This is a genomic window from Nonomuraea sp. NPDC004580, from assembly GCF_040609855.1.
In the GTDB taxonomy this organism is placed as follows: Bacteria; Actinomycetota; Actinomycetes; order Streptosporangiales; family Streptosporangiaceae; genus Nonomuraea; species Nonomuraea salmonea.
In genome coordinates this window covers 143351-160982 of record NZ_JBEXLH010000005.1, presented here as the reverse complement: position 1 = coordinate 160982, position 17632 = coordinate 143351, and the positions used below count along the sequence as shown (strand labels likewise).

The window sequence follows — 17632 nt, the reverse complement described above, 5'->3', positions numbered from 1 at the left end:
TTCGCGGTGAACGCCAGACATGAAAAAGGCGACATCCTTCACGGATGTCGCCTTTTCCGGAAATCTCCGTCGTCGCGTGACGTTCACCCGGAAGTGATCGTTTCACGCCCGCAGGCCACTGACCTGCGCCGACACGCCGACGCTTACCAGCCGCGCTCGGCCAGGCGGTGCGGCTGCGGGATCTCGTCGACGTTGAGGCCGACCATGGCCTCGCCCAGGCCACGGGAGACCTTGGCGATGACGTCGGGGTCGTCGTAGAACGTGGTGGCCTTGACGATGGCCGCCGCGCGCTTGGCAGGGTCGCCCGACTTGAAGATGCCGGAGCCCACGAACACGCCCTCGGCGCCGAGCTGCATCATCATCGCGGCGTCGGCCGGGGTGGCGATGCCGCCCGCGGTGAACAGCACGACCGGCAGCTTGCCGGTGCGGGCGACCTCGGCGACCAGCTCGTACGGCGCCTGCAGCTCTTTGGCGGCGACGTAGAGCTCGTCCTCCGGCAGGGAGGTGAGCCGCTTGATCTCGGCGCGGATCGTGCGCATGTGAGTGACGGCGTTGGAGACGTCGCCGGTGCCGGCCTCGCCCTTGGAGCGGATCATGGCCGCGCCCTCGGTGATGCGGCGCAGGGCCTCGCCGAGGTTGGTGGCGCCGCACACGAACGGCACGGTGAACTGCCACTTGTCGATGTGGTTGGCGTAGTCGGCCGGGGTCAGCACCTCGGACTCGTCGACGTAGTCGACGCCGAGCGCCTGCAGCACCCTGGCCTCGACGAAGTGGCCGATGCGGGCCTTGGCCATGACGGGGATCGAGACGGCGTCGATGATGCCGTCGATCATGTCGGGGTCGCTCATCCTGGAGACGCCACCCTGCGCGCGGATGTCGGCGGGCACGCGCTCGAGGGCCATGACGGCGACCGCGCCGGCGTCCTCAGCGATCTTGGCCTGCTCGGGGGTGACGACGTCCATGATGACGCCGCCCTTGAGCATCTCGGCCATGCCGCGCTTGACGCGGGCGGTTCCGGTGACGGGGGTGCTTTCTGGCGTGCTGCTGGACACGGTCATCCTCACGGGCTCTCAACGGCGATTCTGTAAGTTATCAAGCCCATCGTAGGTCCTGAACGACCCCTCCCCCGACATGCCAAGATGTCAGGATTTAGCACCGCACCTATACAGGTTTGTCAAGCTACGGCGGCTACGGAATGACGGGCTTGCGGCTGGCGAGGGCCACCCAGACCTGGCCGGGGGCGAAGTTCATCGGCTCGCCGCTCTCCGTGGTGAACGTCGTGCCACTGTCCTCTGATTCCCGCTCCCACTTCGCCTTGAACGCCTTGCCGTCCCGCAGCACGATCGCCGAGCCCTTGCCCGTGGTGTGCACGAGCGGCGTGTAGCTCTGGTTCTTGTCGTGGAACTGCGAGCGCTCGGTCTTGGTGTACTGCACGACGATCGTGGGCGCGCCGAGCTGGCCGCCCTCGGCCGCCATGTCCTTCTTGCCGTCCTGCCAGATCAGCCACTGCCGCTTGGCCTCGGACCAGGCGAAGGTGAAGCGCGCGGCGGGCCACTTGACCGTGTACGACTTGCGCGGCGTCCCGCCCTCGGGGGCGTCGCCGAAGGTGAAGCCGATGTCCTTGGCCTTGCTCGCCTTGGGTGCCTTGGCCAGCAGCTGCTTGGTGTTGGCGAACAGGTTGTAGGGGGCGAAGCGGCCCGGCTGGCGGAAGTACGCGCCCGGGTTGTGCGAGTCGCCCACGTCGAACAGCGACGCCTCGGCGATGAGCGGCAGCATCTTGGTCTGCGCGCCCGAGTAGGAGAAGGCCGGCTTGCCGAACTGCGGGGCGATGTGCAGGTCGGAGATGCGCGCGCTGCGCACCGGGCCCACCTTGGCCGGCAGCTTCGAGGAGAAGATCGCCATGAGCCGGGTCAGCCCGGCCTCGACCTGCTCGATGTAGACGATGTCGGCGCTCTTGAGCCCGAGCTGCGGCTTGCCCGCCGCGGTGTTCTCGATCTTCACCGCGAGCACCGGCCTGAGCTTCTCGTACGGCTTGCCGGTGAAGGGGTGGGCGTTGACCTCCTCCTCCTGCGGCGCCTCGGCCGGCGCGTCCGTCGTGGCCTGCGGCGCGGAACCGGCCGCCGGCTCGTCGGATGAACAGGCCGCGACGGGCAGCAGGACGGCCGCTCCCGCCAGCCAGAGAGTGATCAACCGGGGTAGCCGCACGTGCACTTCTCCTCGCTTCAGCCCGAAAACGGGATGAAGCTTACTGGCTTCCCCAAATCAGGTCATTCGGTTGCCATGGCTGCGGGCGGATTGTCATCAATCTCGAAGAATTGCGGGTAGTCGGTGTGCCCGGCCAGCCGCAGGGTCCTGGCCAGCCAGCGGCGCTGCGCCGTACGGGTGACCCCGACCGCGTTGTTGTAGAACCGGCGCGAGTAGACGACCTTCGCCACCGCCGCGTCGAGCTCCTCCAGCAGCTCGCGGCCACCGGGCGACTCCGCCAGCTTCTCCCTGAAGCGCTCCTGGTCCACCACCGCGCGCAACGTCCGCGACAGGTCGCTCTCGGCGTGCTCGCGCTCGTCGGGGCCCGCGGAGCGCGCCTCGTGCGCCGCCGCGGCCAGCACCAGCGACGTCGCCGGATCGAGCAGGCGGGAGCCCGCCAGCTCCAGCACCACCGCGCGGCGCCGCATGAGCGCGGCGTCCAGCGACTCCTGGGCCAGCTCCAGGCGGATGTGCAGCCGGTCGAGGCGACCGGCCCGCCACGAGATGTAGACGGCCGTGAGCACCACCACGATGCCCACGATCAGCACGATCATGGTGGACGTCACAGGTCCTCCTCCACCCGCGCCGCATCACCCGCGATGCGCCTCACAGGTCCTCCTCCACGCGGCCCGCGCCGCTCGTGGTGACGGTCTCGTAGACGCGTACGACGTCGCGCGCCACGGTCGACCAGTCGTACTTCCTGACCGCCACCAGCGCCTCGGCCGCCAGCTTGGCGCGCCGCTCGGGCGCGTCGAGCAGCGCGGCGGCCTCGCGCGCCAGCGAGGCGGGGTCGCCGTTGGCGAACAGCGCGCCCGCCTGCCCGTCGCCCAGCACCCTGCGGAAGGCCGGGATGTCGCTGGCCAGCACCGTCGCCCCCGACGCCATGGCCTCGGCCAGCACGATGCCGAAGCTCTCGCCGCGGGTGTTGGGCGCGCAGAACACGTCGACCGAGTGGTACGCGCGGATCTTGTCGGCCTCGCTCACCATGCCGAGCACCGTCACGCGGTCCCTGAACTGCTTCGGCACCCGCTCGTAGACGTCCTTCTCGTCGCCTGGACCGGCGATCAGCAGCTTCACGTCGGGCCGCTGCGCCGCCAGCACGGCGAACGCGTCGAGCAGGATCGGCAGGCCCTTGCGCTCTTCGTCCATGCGGCCGAGGAAGCCGATCGTGGCGCCGTCGGGGCCCCAGCCGTCGAGCGGCTCGGCCTCGGTGTAGCGGGCGACGGTGACGCCGTTGGGAATGAGCACGGTGTCGCCGCCGAACTGCTCGACCAGGCTCTTGCGGGCCGCGTCGGAGACCGCGATGCGGCCGCTCAGCTTCTCCAGCGCGCTGCGCAGCAGGGGCTCGGCCACCGCGATCGCCCGCGATCGGGTGAAGGAGGCGTGGAAGGTGGCCACGATCGGCCCCTTGGCGGCCCAGCAGGCCAGCACGCCGAGGCTCGGAATCAGCGGCTCGTGGATGTGCAGCACGTCGAAGCCGCCCGTACGCACCCAGCGCCGCACCCGGGCGGCCGACAGGAACCCGAACGACATCCTCGCCACCGACCCGTTGTACGGCACGGGGACGGCCCGGCCCGCGCCCGTCACGTAGGGGGGCAGCTCGTCGTCGTCGGCCGCCGGCGCGATCACGGAGACGTCGTGGCCCTGCGCCATGAGCGCCTGGGCCAGGTCGTCGATGTGCTGTTTGACCCCGCCCGGCATGTCCCAGGAGTAGGGGCAGACGATGCCGACCCTCATCGGGGGTCCAGGTCGTCCAGCCAGAGCCGCTGCATCATGTGCCAGTCCTCGGGATGCTCGGAGATGCCCTTCTCGAACACGTCGGCCAGGCCCTGGGCCAGCGCCGCGACCTTCTCCTGCCGGGTGCCCTCGGCGGGCACGGGCAGCTCTTCGTGGATGTGGATGCCCCAGTCGTCGCCCACGAAGTAGACGGTGGCCGGCAGCAGCGCCGCCCCGGTCTGCACGGCCAGCAGCGGCGGCCCCGCGGGCATCTTGGTGGCGGCGCCGAAGAAGCGCACCTCCACGCCGCTCTTGGTGAGGTCGCGCTCGGCCGGCAGGCAGACCACGCCGCCCTTGCGCACCCGCGTGGCGAGGGTGCCGAAGTTGTGGCCGTCACCGCCGGTCAGCGGCAGCACCTCCATGCCGAGGCCCTCGCGGAAGGCGACGTAGCGGCGGAACAGCGACTCGGGACGCAGCCTTTCCGCGACGGTGGTGAACGGGTGGCCGACGCCCACCAGCCAGGCGCCCGCCTGGTCCCAGTTGCCCATGTGCGGCAGCGCCAGCACCACGCCGCGCCCGGCCGCCACGTTGCCGTGGATGTGCTCGGCGCCGATGACGTGGGTGCGCCGCACCACCTCGGCGCGGTCCATCCTGGGCAGGCGGAAGATCTCGTGGAAGTAGCGGAAGTAGGAGCGCATGCCGGCCCTGGTCAGCTCGCGCAGCTCGCGGTTGCCGGGGTCGAGGCCGGTCACCCTGGCCAGGTTGGACTCCAGCCGGCGTACGGACTTGCCGCGCCTGGCGTGGACCCGGTCGGCCAGGAACCGGAAGACCGCGGCCGTCGGGCGTTCGGGCAGCAGCGGCACGAGCTTCCACCCGGCCGCGAACCCGGCGGCCACGACCCGGTCGGCGAACGATGCCTTGTCGCTCATTTCTCCCCAGTCTGATGGCCCGTCTGATGGCCGGTCTGATGGCCGGTCTGATGGCCCGTCCGGTGTCCGGCCTGTTGTCTCGTCTGCTGGTACACGATCATCACGCGCTGGCCCACCGTGATCAGGCTGGCCAGGGCGAGCAGCCACATGCCGGCCGGCAGGACGTAGGGGACGCCGAGCCCGGCGAGGAAGGCCGCGACCAGCGCCACCACCAGCCGCTCGGGCCGCTCGGCGAGCCCGACGTCGGCCGTCAGCCCGAGCCCCTCGGCCCTGGCCTTGGCGTAGGACACCAGGGTGCCGAGGATCAGGCAGGCGAGCGTCACCGAGGCCGACACGATGTCGTCGCGGCCGGCGAAGTAGAGGATCAGGCCGGCGAAGATGGCGGCGTCGGCGACCCGGTCGAAGGTGGAGTCGAGGAAGGCCCCCCAGGTGCTGCCCCCCTTTCCGCCGAGCCGGGCGACCACGCCGTCGAGCAGGTCGAACAGCACGAAAACGGTGATCACGAGTGCCCCCCAGGCAAGCTGGCCCAGGGGGAAGAAGAGCAGGGCCGACACGACCGTGCCGAGGGTGCCGACCGCCGTGACGGCGTTCGGGCCGATCCCGCGGCCGGCGAGTGCCCTGCCCAGCGGGGTGAGTATCCGGGTCATGGCCGGGCGCAGGAGTTTGAGCATCGCGGTCCGATCGTAGGCCATGAAAGGCCTGACAACTTTCTTTGCCCCGGACCCCTTGTGATATCCGCCACAGGGGTATTTGGTGAACACACCGCGTCCATGCGGTTTCCGACACCCTCCGCGCGGGCGCGGCGTTGGCGAACGGACCAACGCGAAGGGAGCGACGCCGCCTGGGCCGAGGAGCGACGGGAGCGAGCTGCCGGACGCGGCTGGACGGCGTCCCCCCATCGACCGAGCCGTCTCACGCGATGAGACGGGAAGCGTAGCGGGAGGCGATGTGGCGGAAAGGAACTCTGGCGGCGCCGTAGGAGCCGCGGGCAGGGCACCCGCGGCCGACAGGTGCGACGCGATACGTAATGTCGTGCTGGTCGGCCACTCAGGAGCGGGTAAGACGACCCTCGTCGAACAGCTGCTGGCCACGACGGGCACCATCCAGCGCCCTGGACGGGTCGAGGACGGCAACACGGTCAGCGACTTCGACGAGGTCGAGGTCCGGCAGCAGCGGTCCGTCAACCTCGCCGTGGCGCCGCTGGTGCACAACGGCATCAAGATCAACCTTCTCGACACCCCCGGGTACGCCGACTTCGTGGGCGACCTGCGCGCCGGGCTGCGCGCGGCCGACGCGGCGCTCTTCGTGGTCTCGGCGTCCGAAGGCGTGGACGGGCTCACCCAGATGCTCTGGGAGGAGTGCTCGCAGGTGGGCATGCCGCGGGCGGTCGTCATCACCAAGATCGACCACCAGCGCGCGGACTTCGACGAGGTGCTGACCACCTGCCAGGACGTCTTCGGCGACGGCGTGGCACCGCTCTACCTCCCGGTCATCACCAACGGCCACGTCAACGGACTCATCGGGCTGCTCACCCAGAAGTACTACAACTACGCCACCGGCACCCGCGCGGAGAAGGACCCGGGCGCCGAGTACGAGACGCAGATCGAGGAGTACCGCGGCACCCTGATCGAGGGCATCATCCAGGAGAGCGAGGACGAGTCGCTCATGGAGCGCTACCTCGAGGGTGAGCCCATCGACACCAAGGTCCTCATCGAGGACCTGGAGAAGGCCGTCGCGCGCGGCAGCTTCTACCCGGTGCTGTGCAGCGGGCTGGGCGTGGGCGCCCAGGAGATCCTGGAGCTGATGACGCAGGGCTTCCCCTCGCCGCTCGAACACCCGATGCCGGAGATCACCGACCTGTCGGGCAAGCCGGTCAAGGGCATCACGTGCGACCCCGACGGTCCGCTCGTGGCGGAGGTCGTCAAGACCACCAGCGACCCGTACGTGGGCCGCATCAGCCTCGTCCGCGTCTTCTCCGGCACGCTGCGCCCCGACATGACCGTGCACGTCTCCGGCCACGGCCTGGCCGACCGCGGGCACGAGGACCACGACGTGGACGAGCGCATCGGCACCCTGACCTGTCCGCTGGGCAAGCACCAGCGCGCCGCCGCCAAGGCGATGGCGGGCGACATCGTGGCCGTGGCGAAGCTGTCGCGCGCCGAGACCGGCGACACGCTGTCCGAGGTCGGCAACCCGCTGCTGATGACGTCCTGGAGCATGCCGGAGCCGCTGCTGCCGGTGGCGATCAGGGCCAAGTCGAAGGCCGACGAGGACAAGCTGTCGCAGGCCCTCGGCAGGCTGGTGGCCGAGGACCCGACGCTGCGCCTGGAGAACAACGCCGAGACCCGCCAGCTCGTCCTGTGGTGCATGGGCGAGGCTCACACCGACGTGCTGCTCGACCGGCTGTCCAAGCGGCACGGCGTCGAGGTCGAGCGCGTCGAGCTGCGGGTGCCGCTGCGCGAGACGTTCGGCGGCAGGTGCCAGGCGATGGGCCGCAACGTCAAGCAGACCGGCGGCCACGGCCAGTACGCCATCTGCCACCTGGAGGTGGAGCCGCTGCCGTCGGGCGGGGGCTTCGAGTTCGTCGACAAGATCGTGGGCGGCGTGGTGCCGCGGCAGTTCATCCCGTCGGTGGAGAAGGGCGTGCGCGCGCAGATGGAGCGCGGCGTCGTCGCCGGCTATCCGATGGTGGACGTGCGCGTCACCCTGTACGACGGCAAGGCCCACTCGGTCGACTCCTCCGACATGGCCTTCCAGATCGCGGGCCAGCTCGCGCTGAAGGAGGCCGCGTCCAAGGTGCCGACGCTGCTGCTGGAGCCGGTGGACGAGATCTCGGTGCTGGTGGCCGACGACTACGTGGGCTCGGTGATGTCGGACCTGTCGTCGCGGCGCGGGCGCGTGCTCGGCACCGAGCCGGTGGGCACCGGACGCACGCTCGTCAAGGCCGAGGTGCCCCAGCTGGAGATCACGCGGTACGCCATCGACCTGCGATCCATGTCACACGGCACGGGCTCGTTCACGAGGACGTTCCTGCGCTACGAACCGCTGCCGCCGAACCTCGCGAGCAAGGTGGCCGCCGCGGATTGAGCCGTTGGCCGGGCCGGGAGGGCGTTCGTCCCTCCCGACCCAGCTTTTTACTTTCATCACGAATGCATCACGCTTTGATGTCGTTTTCCGTCCCGAGCATGCCCCCGAAGCTGTCACACTGGGTGGCACTATGCGAACTGGACGCCCACTCCTGGCCGCCGCCGCCCTCGCGATCGCCACCACCGGCGCCGCCTACGCCTTCGGCCCCGACGCCAAGCCGGGCAACGCGGCGAGCTCGAAGAAGACGGCCACCGCCGCCGCGCCCGCGGCCGCCTGCAAGCCCGACGCCCGCTACCCCAAGCGCGAACTGCGCGGGGTGTGGATCGCCACGACGACCAACATCGACTGGCCGTCCAAGACCGGGCTGAGCAAGGCCAGGCAGCAGGCCGAATACGTGAAGATCCTCGACAGCGCCGCCAAGCGCAACTTCAACGCGGTCTTCGTGCAGGTGCGGCCCGCCTCCGACGCGCTCTACAAGTCCTCGCTGGAGCCCTGGTCGCAATACCTGACCGGCACCGCGGGCAAGGACCCCGGCTGGGACCCGCTGCCGTTCCTCATCGACGAGGCGCACAAGCGCGGCATGGAGTTCCACGCCTGGTTCAACCCCTACCGCGCCTCCTACGACGACAGCATCGCCAAGCTGCCCGCCGGGCACCCGGCGAAGAAGCACCCCGCCTGGACGGTCAAATACGGCGGCCGCCTCTACTACAACCCCGGCCTGCCCGCCGTGCGCGACCACGTGACCAAGGTCATCACCGACGTGGCCGGCCGCTACGACATCGACGGCGTGCACTTCGACGACTACTTCTACCCCTACCCGGTGGCGGGCGCGACGTTCGACGACGCCGCCGCGTTCAAGAAGTACGGCAAGGGCCAGAAGCTCGCCGACTGGCGGCGGGGCAACGTCGACAAGCTCGTCGAGCAGGTCGACCAGGCCGTGCACGAGGCGAAGAGCCACGTCAAGTTCGGCATCAGCCCGTTCGGCATCTGGCGTAACACCTCCAACGACCCCAGCGGGTCCAAGACGTCCGGCATGTCCGCCTACGACGCGATCTACGCCGACGCGCGCTCCTGGATCAAGTCCGGCACCGTCGACTACGTCCTGCCGCAGCTCTACTGGCCGCGCGGGCACAAGGCCGCCGACTACCGCACGCTGGTGCGCTGGTGGTCCGACGCGGTCAAGGGCAGCGACGTGCAGCTCTGGATCGGCCAGGGCCTCTACCGCGTCGGCACCAAGGACGACAGGGCCTGGACCAAGGCCGGCGAGCTGCCCGCCCAGATCGGCCTCAACCGCGACAGCAAGCAGGTCAGCGGCGCCGTCTACTTCAGCGCCAAGCAGTTGCTGACCAACCCGCTCGGCGCGATGGACCGGGTCGCCAAGACCCACTACAGCCGTCCGGCGCTGCAGCCGCTGATGAAGGAGCGCGGCGGCCAGGCTCCCGCCGCGCCCGCGGGCGTCAAGGCGTCCGGCGCCCAGCTGTCGTGGAAGCCGTCCGACGGGGCCCGCGCCTACGCCGTCTACCAGGTGCCGAAGTCCGGCAAGGACTGCCGCACCACCGACGCGCGCAACCTGGTGGCCGTGGTGAGCGACCCCTCCTACGCGGCCAAGTCGGCCGGCACCTACCTGGTGACCGCGCTCGACCGGCTGCACAACGAGAGCAAGGCGGTCAAGGTGAAGGTGGACGCGACCTGACGCTTCGCCTGCTGAGCCTTCGAGGGCCGGTCCCCGTGACGGGGACCGGCCCTTTCCCCGTTCTCCCGCGTACGTGAGTGACGCGTGAGAGGGTGGTCACGTCCTGTGACGCGGCCGGGACCGTAGCCGTGCCACAGTGCCTCAGCAGGCGAGCGCGGGAGGTCATCGGCGTGAGGCGCGCTTTGGTCGTACTGGCCGTTCTGGCCGGTCAGGTGCTGGCCGCGCAGGCGGCGTCCGCCGCGGAGCCGCCTGCCGGGCGGGTGGCGCTCATCGGGGTTCCCGGGCTGCACTGGAACGATCTCACCCCGGAGGACACGCCCAACCTGTGGGAGCTGGCCAGGACGAGCGCCATCGGCTCGCTGTCGGTCCGTACCGTCGGCAGCGTCACCTGCCCCTACGACGGCTGGCTGACGGTCTCGGCGGGCGCCAGGTCCGCCAGCGGCTACGCGTGCGGCGCTCCCCCGCTCCCGCGGGCCGCCGGTGAGGGCGCCGTCATCCCCGGCTACCGCTACCTCGTCGACGTGGCGGGCCAGCGGGCCGCCGGCACGCTCGGCGAGACGCTCAGGGCGGCCGGCCGGTGCTCGATCGCGATCGGCCCCGGCGCCGCGCTGGCCTTGGCCGACCGGCACGGCGCGGTGGCCCGCTACCACGACTCCCCGCTCCGCGTCGGCACCGCGGACCTGGCACGCTGCCCGCTGGTCGCGATGGACGTCGACGATCTCATCCGCCCCTACCTGACCGGCGAAAGCGCTGGAGCGGGCGCCGGGGCTGCCGCGGGGGCGGGGAGCGGCGCGGAGGCGGGGGCGGGGACCGGCACAGGGGCGGGGGCAGGGACCGGCACAGGGGCGGGGGCAGGGGGCGGCACAGGGGCCGGCGTCGAGGTCGGTGAGGGTGGCCGGCTCCCCCGGGTGCCGGACAGACTCTCCGCCGCTGAGCGGCGTGACGCGCTGCAGCTCGCCGATGCCAAGGCGGGCGCCCTGCTGTCGGTGCTGCCCGCCGGCACGACGGTGATGCTGGCCGGGCTGTCGGACCACGGGTCCGTGCCGCACCTGCGAGTGGCCGCGTTGCGCGCGCCCGGCGCGGAGGGGCACCTGCTGGGCGCGGCCTCCACCCACCGCGAGGACATCTCGATCCTCACCGACCTGACCGCCACCATGCTGAGCGAGCTAGGCGTGCCGGTGCCCGCCACGGTCGTGGGCACGCCGCTGCGCGTCGGCCCGGCCGGCGCCACGATCACGGACCTGCGCAGGGACGACGCCACCGCCCAGTCCATCAGGTCCGTCAAGGGCGTCTACTTCACCGTGGTGGCCGTGCTGCAGGTGACGTTCTATCTGGCGGCGTTCCTGCTGCTGCGCCGCCTCAGGGGCCTGTCGCCGGTACGCGTGGCCGCCGTCGCGCTGGCCGCCCTGCCCGTCTCCAGCTACCTGGTCAACCTGCTGCCGTGGACGGGCCTGCCGCAGCTCGTCGGCGGCGTGCTGGCGTGGGCGGCGGCGGTGACGGTGGTGGCGTTCGCCGGCCCGTGGCGGCGAAGGCCGCTCGGCCCGCCGGCCGTGGTGGCCGGGGTGACCGCGCTGACGCTCGCCGGCGACCTGCTGACCGGCACGACGCTGCAGCTCAACAGCGTCATGGGGTACGGCGCCGACGTCGGAGCCCGCTACTACGGGCTGGGCAACATCCCGTTCGCGCTGCTGGCGACCGGCACGCTGCTGGCCGCCACCGTCATCGCGCACCGCTGGCCGGGCCGGGCGGGCGTCGGCGCGACCGTCGCGCTGGGCGCGTTCGCGATGGTGCTGGGCGGCTCGGGGCTGGGCAGCGACTTCGGCGGCGTGATCGCGTTCGTGCCCGGCGTCGCGGTGACCGCGCTCATCCTGTCCGGCCGCCGGGTCTCCCTGGTGAACCTGGGTGCCTTCTGCGCGGCCGGCGGCGTGATCGTGATGGGTTTCGCCTGGCTCAACCACCTGCGGCCGCCGAGCGAGCAGTCGCACCTCGGCAGGTTCGTGGGGCAGGTGCTGACCGGGGAGGGGTTCGACGTCATCTGGCGCAAGCTGCACGCCATGCTGGCCACCCTGCTCAGCCCCAACCTGATGCCGATCGTGATCGCCGCCGCGGCGTTCCTCGTCTACGCGATCCTGCGGCCCGGGCAGGCGTCGGCGGGGGTGGTGCCGGCCGCGTTCGAGCACTCCCCCGCGCTGCGCGCCGGCCTCATCGGCACGCTCGTCAGCGGCGTCGTCGGCATGCTGGTCAACGACTCCGGCGCGGCGGTGCTGTCGATGGCGCTCGCGCTGGCCGTACCGCTGCTGCTGGCCACCGGCATCGGCGCGCTGCCCGCGGCCGGGCGGTCGCGCCCGTCAGTCCCAGGCGTCGGCGAGCAGCTGGCGGGTGTCGCGAAGTAGCTGCGGCAGCACCTTCGTCTGCGCGACGACCGGCATGAAGTTGGTGTCGCCGCCCCAGCGGGGCACGACGTGCTGGTGCAGGTGCGCCGCGATGCCGGCGCCCGCGACGTGGCCGAGGTTCATGCCGACGTTGAAGCCCTGCGCGCCGCTCGCCTTGCGCAGCGCCCGCAGCGAGCGCTGCGTGAAGTCGCCCAGCTCCGCCACCTCCGCCGCGTCCAGCTCGTCGTAGTCGGACACGTGACGGTAGGGCACCACCATCAGATGGCCCGAGTTGTACGGGTAGAGGTTGAGCACGGCGTACACCACCTGCCCGCGCTTGACGATCAGGCCCTCCTCGTCGGTCATCTTCGGGATGGCGTCGAACGGGCACCCGTCGCCGGGGCCGGTGCCGGTCGGTTTGTTCTCGCCCTTGATGTAGGCCATCCGATGCGGGGTCCACAGCCGTTCGAAGTTGTCGGGGGACCCTGCCCCTGCCTGATCCTGCATATCTAGCAGCATAGGACCCCGGACAAACCGGGTCTTCTTCCGGCACAATCCTGTGCACCCCCAACAGGAGGACGCGATGAGTGAAGCCCTGGCCGAACAGGTGACCGAACAGGTGACCGAACAGACCGCCCCGCCCGCCGACCCGCCCGCCGAAGGCTCCCGAGGCGGCGAGCCGTCGTACATCGAGGCCGCGACCGCCGACGCCGCCGTCAAGGGGCAGATCAAGGTGGCCGACGAGGTCGTGGAGAAGGTCGCCGCGCTGGCGGCCCTGGAGGTGCCGGGCGTCGCCGACCTGGGCGGGGATCTGGTGCGGGCCTTCGAGTCCGTACGCGACCGCATCGGCATCGGGTCCCGCCGCAGCAACCAGGGTGTCAGCGCGCAGATCCAGGACCGCCAGGTGGCGGTCAGCCTGACGATCGTGGTCGAGTACGGTCACGTGGTCATGGACGTCGCCTCCGAGGTCAAGACGAACGTGGCGCGGACCGTCAGCCGGATGCTCGGCATGCGCGTCACCGAGGTCAACGTCACGGTGGACGACGTCCGCCTCCCCGGCGAGGGCCGCCCCGTTCCCCGCGAGACCCCTGAGGACGACGCCTCCTCGGAGTCCTGACGCCTTCCCGGCGGGCGGCTGCCAGGATGGCGGGTATGACCGATCAGCTTGAACCCATGCCCGAGGACTGGCAGCGCGCCCTGGCCATCGTGGCGCACCCCGACGACCTCGAATACGGCTGCGCGGCGGCGGTGGCGACCTGGACCGACGCGGGGCGCGACGTCGCGTACGTGATGGTGACCAGGGGCGAGGCGGGCATCGACACGCTCGCCCCCGCTGAGGCGGGGCCGCTGCGGGAGCGCGAGGAGCGGGCGAGCGCGGCGGTCGTCGGCGTGAGCAGCGTGGAGTTCCTCGGCCACGCCGACGGGGTGATCGAGTACGGCACCCGGCTCCGCCGCGACCTCGCCGCCGCCATCCGCCGGCACCGCCCCGAACTCGTTATCACGCTGAACTTCGACGACACCTGGGGCGGCACGATCTGGAACACCCCCGACCACCGCGCCGTCGGCCGCGCCACGATGGACGCCGTCGGCGACGCGGGCAACCGCTGGATCTTCCCCGACGCGGGTCCCGAGCCCTGGAACGGCGTCCGCTGGATCGCCGTGGCAGGCTCCAACACCCCCACCCACGCCGTGGACGTCACCCAGGGCCTGGAGCGCGGCGTCCGCTCCCTCGCGGAACACCGCACCTACATCGAGGCCCTCCAGCCCGGTACCGACCCGGAGAAATACGCCCGCGACTTCCTCGAAGGCTCGGCGCACGACGAGGCCTCCCGCTTCGGCGGCACCCCCGCCGTCTCCTTCCGCCTCTACCCCTGCTGAGGCTTCGGAGCCCGAGAGCGAACGTCGCCCTGCCGGGAGAAGCGTCAGCCTCCCTCTGGGAGGGAGGCTGAGGCTTCGGCGGGTCAGACCTGGATGTGGCGCTCCACGGCGCTGACGATCTCGGCGATGGCGTCTTCGATCGGGACGCCGTTCTTCTGCTCGCCGCTACGGTAGCGGAACGAGACCGCGCCGTTGGCGATGTCGTCGTCGCCGGCCAGGAGCATGAACGGCACCTTGGCCTTCTGCGCGTTGCGGATCTTCTTCTGCATGCGGTCGTCGGCCGCGTCGACCTCGACCCGGACGCCGCTGGCGCGCAGCCGCTTGGCGACGTCGTGCAGGTAGGGGACGTGGGCCTCGGCGATCGGGATGCCGACCACCTGGACGGGGGCGAGCCAGGGCGGGAAGGCGCCGGCGTAGTGCTCGGTGAGCACGCCCAGGAAGCGCTCGACGGAGCCGAACAGCGCCCGGTGGATCATCACGGGGGTCTGCCGGGAGCCGTCGGCGGCCTGGTATTCGAGGCCGAAGCGCTTGGGCTGGTTGAGGTCGAGCTGGATGGTGGACAGCTGCCAGGTGCGGCCGATGGCGTCTCTGGCCTGGACGGAGATCTTGGGGCCGTAGAAGGCCGCGCCGCCCGGGTCGTCGACGAGCTCCAGGCCGGACTCGGTGGCCACCTGGCGCAGCGCGTCGGTGGCCTCCTGCCACTCGGCGGGGTCGCCGATGAACTTCTCGGAGTCGTCGCGGGTGGACAGCTCGAGGTAGAAGTCGTTGAGCCCGAAGTCGCGCAGCACGCTGAGCACGAACCGCAGCAGCGACTTGATCTCGTCGGCCATCTGCTCGCGGGTGGTGTAGATGTGGGCGTCGTCCTGCGTCATGCCGCGCACGCGGGTGAGGCCGTGGACGACGCCGGACTTCTCGTAGCGGTAGACCGAGCCGAACTCGCACAGCCGCAGGGGCAGCTCGCGGTAGGAGCGCCCGCGCGCCCTGAAGATCAGGTTGTGCATCGGGCAGTTCATCGGCTTGACGCGGTATTCGGTGCCCTCGAGCTCGAAGGCGGGGAACATGTCGTCGGCGTACCACGGCAGGTGACCGGAGGTTTCGAACAGCGACGACTTGGTGATGTGGGGCGTGTTGACGAACTCGTAGCCCGCCTCGGCCTGCCGCCTGCGCATGTAGTCTTCCATCTCCTTGCGGATGATCCCGCCCTTGGGATGGAAGATCGGCAGGCCGCTGCCCAGCTCGGGTGGGAAGCTGAACAGGTCGAGCTCGGCGCCCAGCTTGCGGTGGTCGCGCTTTTCGGCCTCTTCGAGCAGCTTGAGGTATTCGTCCTGCTTGTCGCGGGACTCCCACGCGGTGCCGTAGATGCGCTGCAACTGCGGGTTCTTCTCGCTGCCCCGCCAGTAGGCGCCGCCGGAGCGCATGAGCTTGAACGCCGGGATGGACCGGGTGGAGGGCACGTGGGGCCCGCGGCACAGGTCCTTCCAGCGCAGGTCGCCGCTCTTGGGGTCGAGGTTGTCGTAGATGGTGAGCTGACCCGCCCCCACCTCGACCGACTCCTCCTGGTCGGCGCCGCCCTTGAGCCCGATCAGCTCCAGCTTGTAGGGCTCGGCCGCCAGCTCGGCCCGCGCCTCGTCGTCGGAGACGGGCCGGCGGGAGAACAGCTGCCCCTGCTTGACGATCTCGCGCATGCGCTTTTCGATGCGCTTGAGGTCGTCGGGGTTGAACGCCTGGGCGACGTCGAAGTCGTAGTAGAAGCCGTTGTCGACGGGCGGCCCGATGCCCAGCTTGGCCTCGGGGAACAGCTCCTGCACCGCCTGCGCCATGACGTGGGCGGTGGAGTGGCGGACGATGGACCGGCCGATCTCGCTGGAGATGTCGACGGGCTCGACCGCGTCGCCGTCGGACAGCGGGTGGGCGAGGTCGCGGGGCTCGCCGTTGACCAGGGCGGCGATGACGGTGCGGCCGTCGGCCTCGAGCGCCTCACCGGCCGTCGTGCCGGCCGCGACCACACGCTCGGCTCCGGCGAGGGTGATGCGTAGCTCGGCTGACACGGTGACTCCTCGTGGATCGCGCTCGATGCCCGGCACCGAGGCAGGGTTCGGTGATGAGGACACCGATGCTATCGCGGGTGAAACCCCAGCTTTGTCAGCTCCTGCCGTGATCCGTGGAAGACGTTGCGGTCGACGGGGCTGCTGGCGTACTGGTGGATGGTCCAGTCGCGCCAGGGCCTGGGCACGGAAGGACGGCCTCGGGGGCTGTGCGGGCTGGCGATCCACAGGGGGTATTCGGCCAGCCCGGCGCAGTGTCCGCCGCGCGCGAACGCGTTGAAGGTGTAGATGAACGGCCGCACGCCGCCGTGCCGTTCGACGTAGTGGCACCAGCGGCGCGCGAAGCGGGCCACCCGCTCGGGCCGCGCGCCGTCGTTGGTCTCCAGGTCGAGCGCCACCAGGTCGCCGCGGCGAAACCCGCCGGCCGACTGGATCACCCGCAGGAAGTGGCGGGCCTGCTCGATGGGGTCGCCCTTGGGCCTGGCGAAGTGGTACGCGCCGCAGACGATCCAGCTCTCCCGCATGCCGTTCCAGTTGCGGGCGAACCACTTGTCGGTGAAGTCGCCGCCCTCGCTCGCCTTGGCGAAGGCGAAGGCGACCCCGGCCTCGGCATGACCTGCCCAGTCGACGGTGCCCTGCCAGTTGGACACATCAATGCCATGCAGCACGCTCTTCACCTTGTCGGATCTTATGGGGACTCCGGGCGCTCAGCCCTTCGCCGCGCCGGTCAGCAGGTCGAGTGTGCGCTGGCGGCCGGCGAACGGCGAGGCCACGAAGTCGGTCACCCCGGCCTGCCTGAGCTGGTCGAGCCTGGCGAGCACGGTGTCCTCGTCGCCGACGATGGCGACGTCGCCGGGCGTCGCCGCGCCCTCCCTGTCGAGCATGGCGCGGTAGCTGGGCAGCGTCCCGTACACCGAGAAGATCTCGTTGGCGCGGGCGACGGCGCCCTCGGGGTCGTCGGTGACGCTGATGGGCAGGGAGCAGACGATGCGCGGCTCGGGACGTCCGGCCTCGGCCGCGGCGGCCCTGATGGTCGGCGCGATGTGCTCGGCGATCGTCTTCGGCCCCGTCATCCAGAGCACGGTGCCGTCGGCGACGGTGCCCGCGAGCTTGAGCATGCGGGGGCCGAGCGCGGCCACGAGCACGGGCAGGCCCGCGCCAGGCGTGCCGAGCTTCAGCTCGGCCTTGAGCGTCTCGCCCTGGTACGACACCTTCTCGCCGCGCGAAAGCGGCAGCAGGATGTCCAAGTACTCCTTCATGTGCCTGCCGGGCCGCTCGAAGCTGTAGCCGTAGACGCCCTCGATGACGACCTGGTGCGACAGGCCGATGCCGAGTGTGAACCGGCCGCCCAGCGCGGCGCTGGCGGTCATGGCCTGCTGGGCGAGCACGGCCGGGTGGCGCGGGTACGTGGGCACGACCGCGGTGCCGAGCTCCAGAGGCGGGGCCTGGACGCCGGCCGCGGTCAGGGCGGTGATGGCGTCGAGGCCGAAGATGTTGGACAGCCAGGCCGAGGTGAAGCCGCGCTCGGCGGCGCCGGCGATCTGGTCGCGCAGGCCGGTGATGGGGTCACCGTCTTTGGCGGACTCCGAGAGCAGGATGCCGTATCGCATGGAACAGAACTCCGTTCTAGTGGCTGAGGCGAATGTATCTCCCCACGCCGCCACGCGG

15 protein-coding genes are annotated in these 17632 nt (G+C 70.9%); 5 read left to right on the top strand and 10 right to left on the bottom strand.

Annotated features, from left to right (window positions below; all coding sequences use genetic code 11):
* Nucleotides 1-143: 143 nt before the first annotated feature.
* The 6 genes from pdxS to pgsA all read right to left on the bottom strand — a co-directional run bounded on the left by pdxS (nt 144) and on the right by pgsA (nt 5581).
* Nucleotides 144-1058, bottom strand: coding sequence for a pyridoxal 5'-phosphate synthase lyase subunit PdxS (gene pdxS, locus ABZW11_RS09220; RefSeq protein WP_355414460.1), 915 nt, complete (start codon nt 1056-1058; stop codon nt 144-146).
* Nucleotides 1059-1188: 130 nt separating this feature from the next.
* On the bottom strand, nt 1189-2205 hold the full coding sequence (locus tag ABZW11_RS09215; RefSeq protein ID WP_355414358.1) for a DUF3048 domain-containing protein: 1017 nt from the start codon (nt 2203-2205) through the stop codon (nt 1189-1191).
* A 62-nt stretch (nt 2206-2267) separates the two neighbouring features.
* Nucleotides 2268-2810 (bottom strand): hypothetical protein, encoded by a 543-nt coding sequence (locus tag ABZW11_RS09210; protein ID WP_355414356.1) that lies wholly within the window; start codon nt 2808-2810, stop codon nt 2268-2270.
* A gap of 40 nt (nt 2811-2850) precedes the next feature.
* Nucleotides 2851-3981, bottom strand: coding sequence for a glycosyltransferase family 4 protein (locus tag ABZW11_RS09205; RefSeq protein ID WP_355414354.1), 1131 nt, complete (start codon nt 3979-3981; stop codon nt 2851-2853).
* Nucleotides 3978-4889 carry a phosphatidylinositol mannoside acyltransferase gene (locus ABZW11_RS09200; RefSeq protein WP_355414352.1) on the bottom strand — a complete coding sequence of 304 codons (912 nt, stop codon included), beginning with the start codon at nt 4887-4889 and terminating at the stop codon, nt 3978-3980. The genes ABZW11_RS09205 and ABZW11_RS09200 overlap by 4 nt, the downstream gene beginning before the upstream one ends.
* The gene (pgsA, locus tag ABZW11_RS09195; protein WP_355414350.1) at nt 4886-5581 is read right to left on the bottom strand and encodes a phosphatidylinositol phosphate synthase; all 696 of its coding nucleotides are present in this window, start codon (nt 5579-5581) and stop codon (nt 4886-4888) included. Before pgsA ends, ABZW11_RS09200 begins: the two co-directional genes overlap by 4 nt.
* A 256-nt stretch (nt 5582-5837) precedes the next feature.
* Here pgsA and ABZW11_RS09190 point away from each other — a divergent pair, with 256 nt between their 5' ends.
* From ABZW11_RS09190 to ABZW11_RS09180, 3 genes are all read left to right on the top strand, one after another.
* Nucleotides 5838-7976: an elongation factor G-like protein EF-G2 gene (locus ABZW11_RS09190; protein ID WP_355414348.1), complete on the top strand. Its 2139-nt coding sequence runs from the start codon at nt 5838-5840 to the stop codon at nt 7974-7976.
* A gap of 130 nt (nt 7977-8106) precedes the next feature.
* Entirely contained in the window at nt 8107-9669 is a 1563-nt protein-coding gene (locus ABZW11_RS09185; RefSeq protein WP_355414346.1) for a family 10 glycosylhydrolase, read from the top strand.
* Between the two features lie 170 nt (nt 9670-9839).
* A complete protein-coding gene (locus ABZW11_RS09180; RefSeq protein WP_355414344.1) occupies nt 9840-12062 on the top strand; it encodes a hypothetical protein in 2223 nt (740 codons plus the stop codon).
* On the opposite strand, the gene ABZW11_RS09175 is transcribed toward ABZW11_RS09180, so the two are convergent.
* Complete coding sequence (locus ABZW11_RS09175) at nt 12018-12548, bottom strand: HIT domain-containing protein (RefSeq protein WP_355414342.1); 531 nt, start codon at nt 12546-12548, stop codon at nt 12018-12020. The genes ABZW11_RS09180 and ABZW11_RS09175 overlap by 45 nt on opposite strands.
* A 76-nt stretch (nt 12549-12624) precedes the next feature.
* Here ABZW11_RS09175 and ABZW11_RS09170 point away from each other — a divergent pair, with 76 nt between their 5' ends.
* Nucleotides 12625-13158, top strand: a complete 534-nt coding sequence (locus ABZW11_RS09170) for an Asp23/Gls24 family envelope stress response protein (RefSeq protein ID WP_355414340.1) — start codon at nt 12625-12627, stop codon at nt 13156-13158.
* Nucleotides 13159-13193: 35 nt separating this feature from the next.
* On the top strand, nt 13194-13919 hold the full coding sequence (locus ABZW11_RS09165) for a PIG-L deacetylase family protein (RefSeq protein ID WP_355414338.1): 726 nt from the start codon (nt 13194-13196) through the stop codon (nt 13917-13919).
* Between the two features lie 83 nt (nt 13920-14002).
* Here ABZW11_RS09165 and thrS read toward each other — a convergent pair whose 3' ends face one another.
* Genes thrS through ABZW11_RS09150 form a run of 3 tightly spaced genes read right to left on the bottom strand, consistent with a single transcriptional unit; the run spans nt 14003 to nt 17574 of the window.
* The gene (gene thrS / locus ABZW11_RS09160) at nt 14003-15994 is read right to left on the bottom strand and encodes a threonine--tRNA ligase (protein ID WP_355414458.1); all 1992 of its coding nucleotides are present in this window, start codon (nt 15992-15994) and stop codon (nt 14003-14005) included.
* A 41-nt stretch (nt 15995-16035) separates the two neighbouring features.
* Nucleotides 16036-16632 (bottom strand): GH25 family lysozyme, encoded by a 597-nt coding sequence (locus ABZW11_RS09155; RefSeq protein WP_355414336.1) that lies wholly within the window; start codon nt 16630-16632, stop codon nt 16036-16038.
* Between the two features lie 39 nt (nt 16633-16671).
* Complete coding sequence (locus ABZW11_RS09150) at nt 16672-17574, bottom strand: LLM class F420-dependent oxidoreductase (protein WP_355414334.1); 903 nt, start codon at nt 17572-17574, stop codon at nt 16672-16674.
* Between the last annotated feature and the right edge of the window lie 58 nt (nt 17575-17632).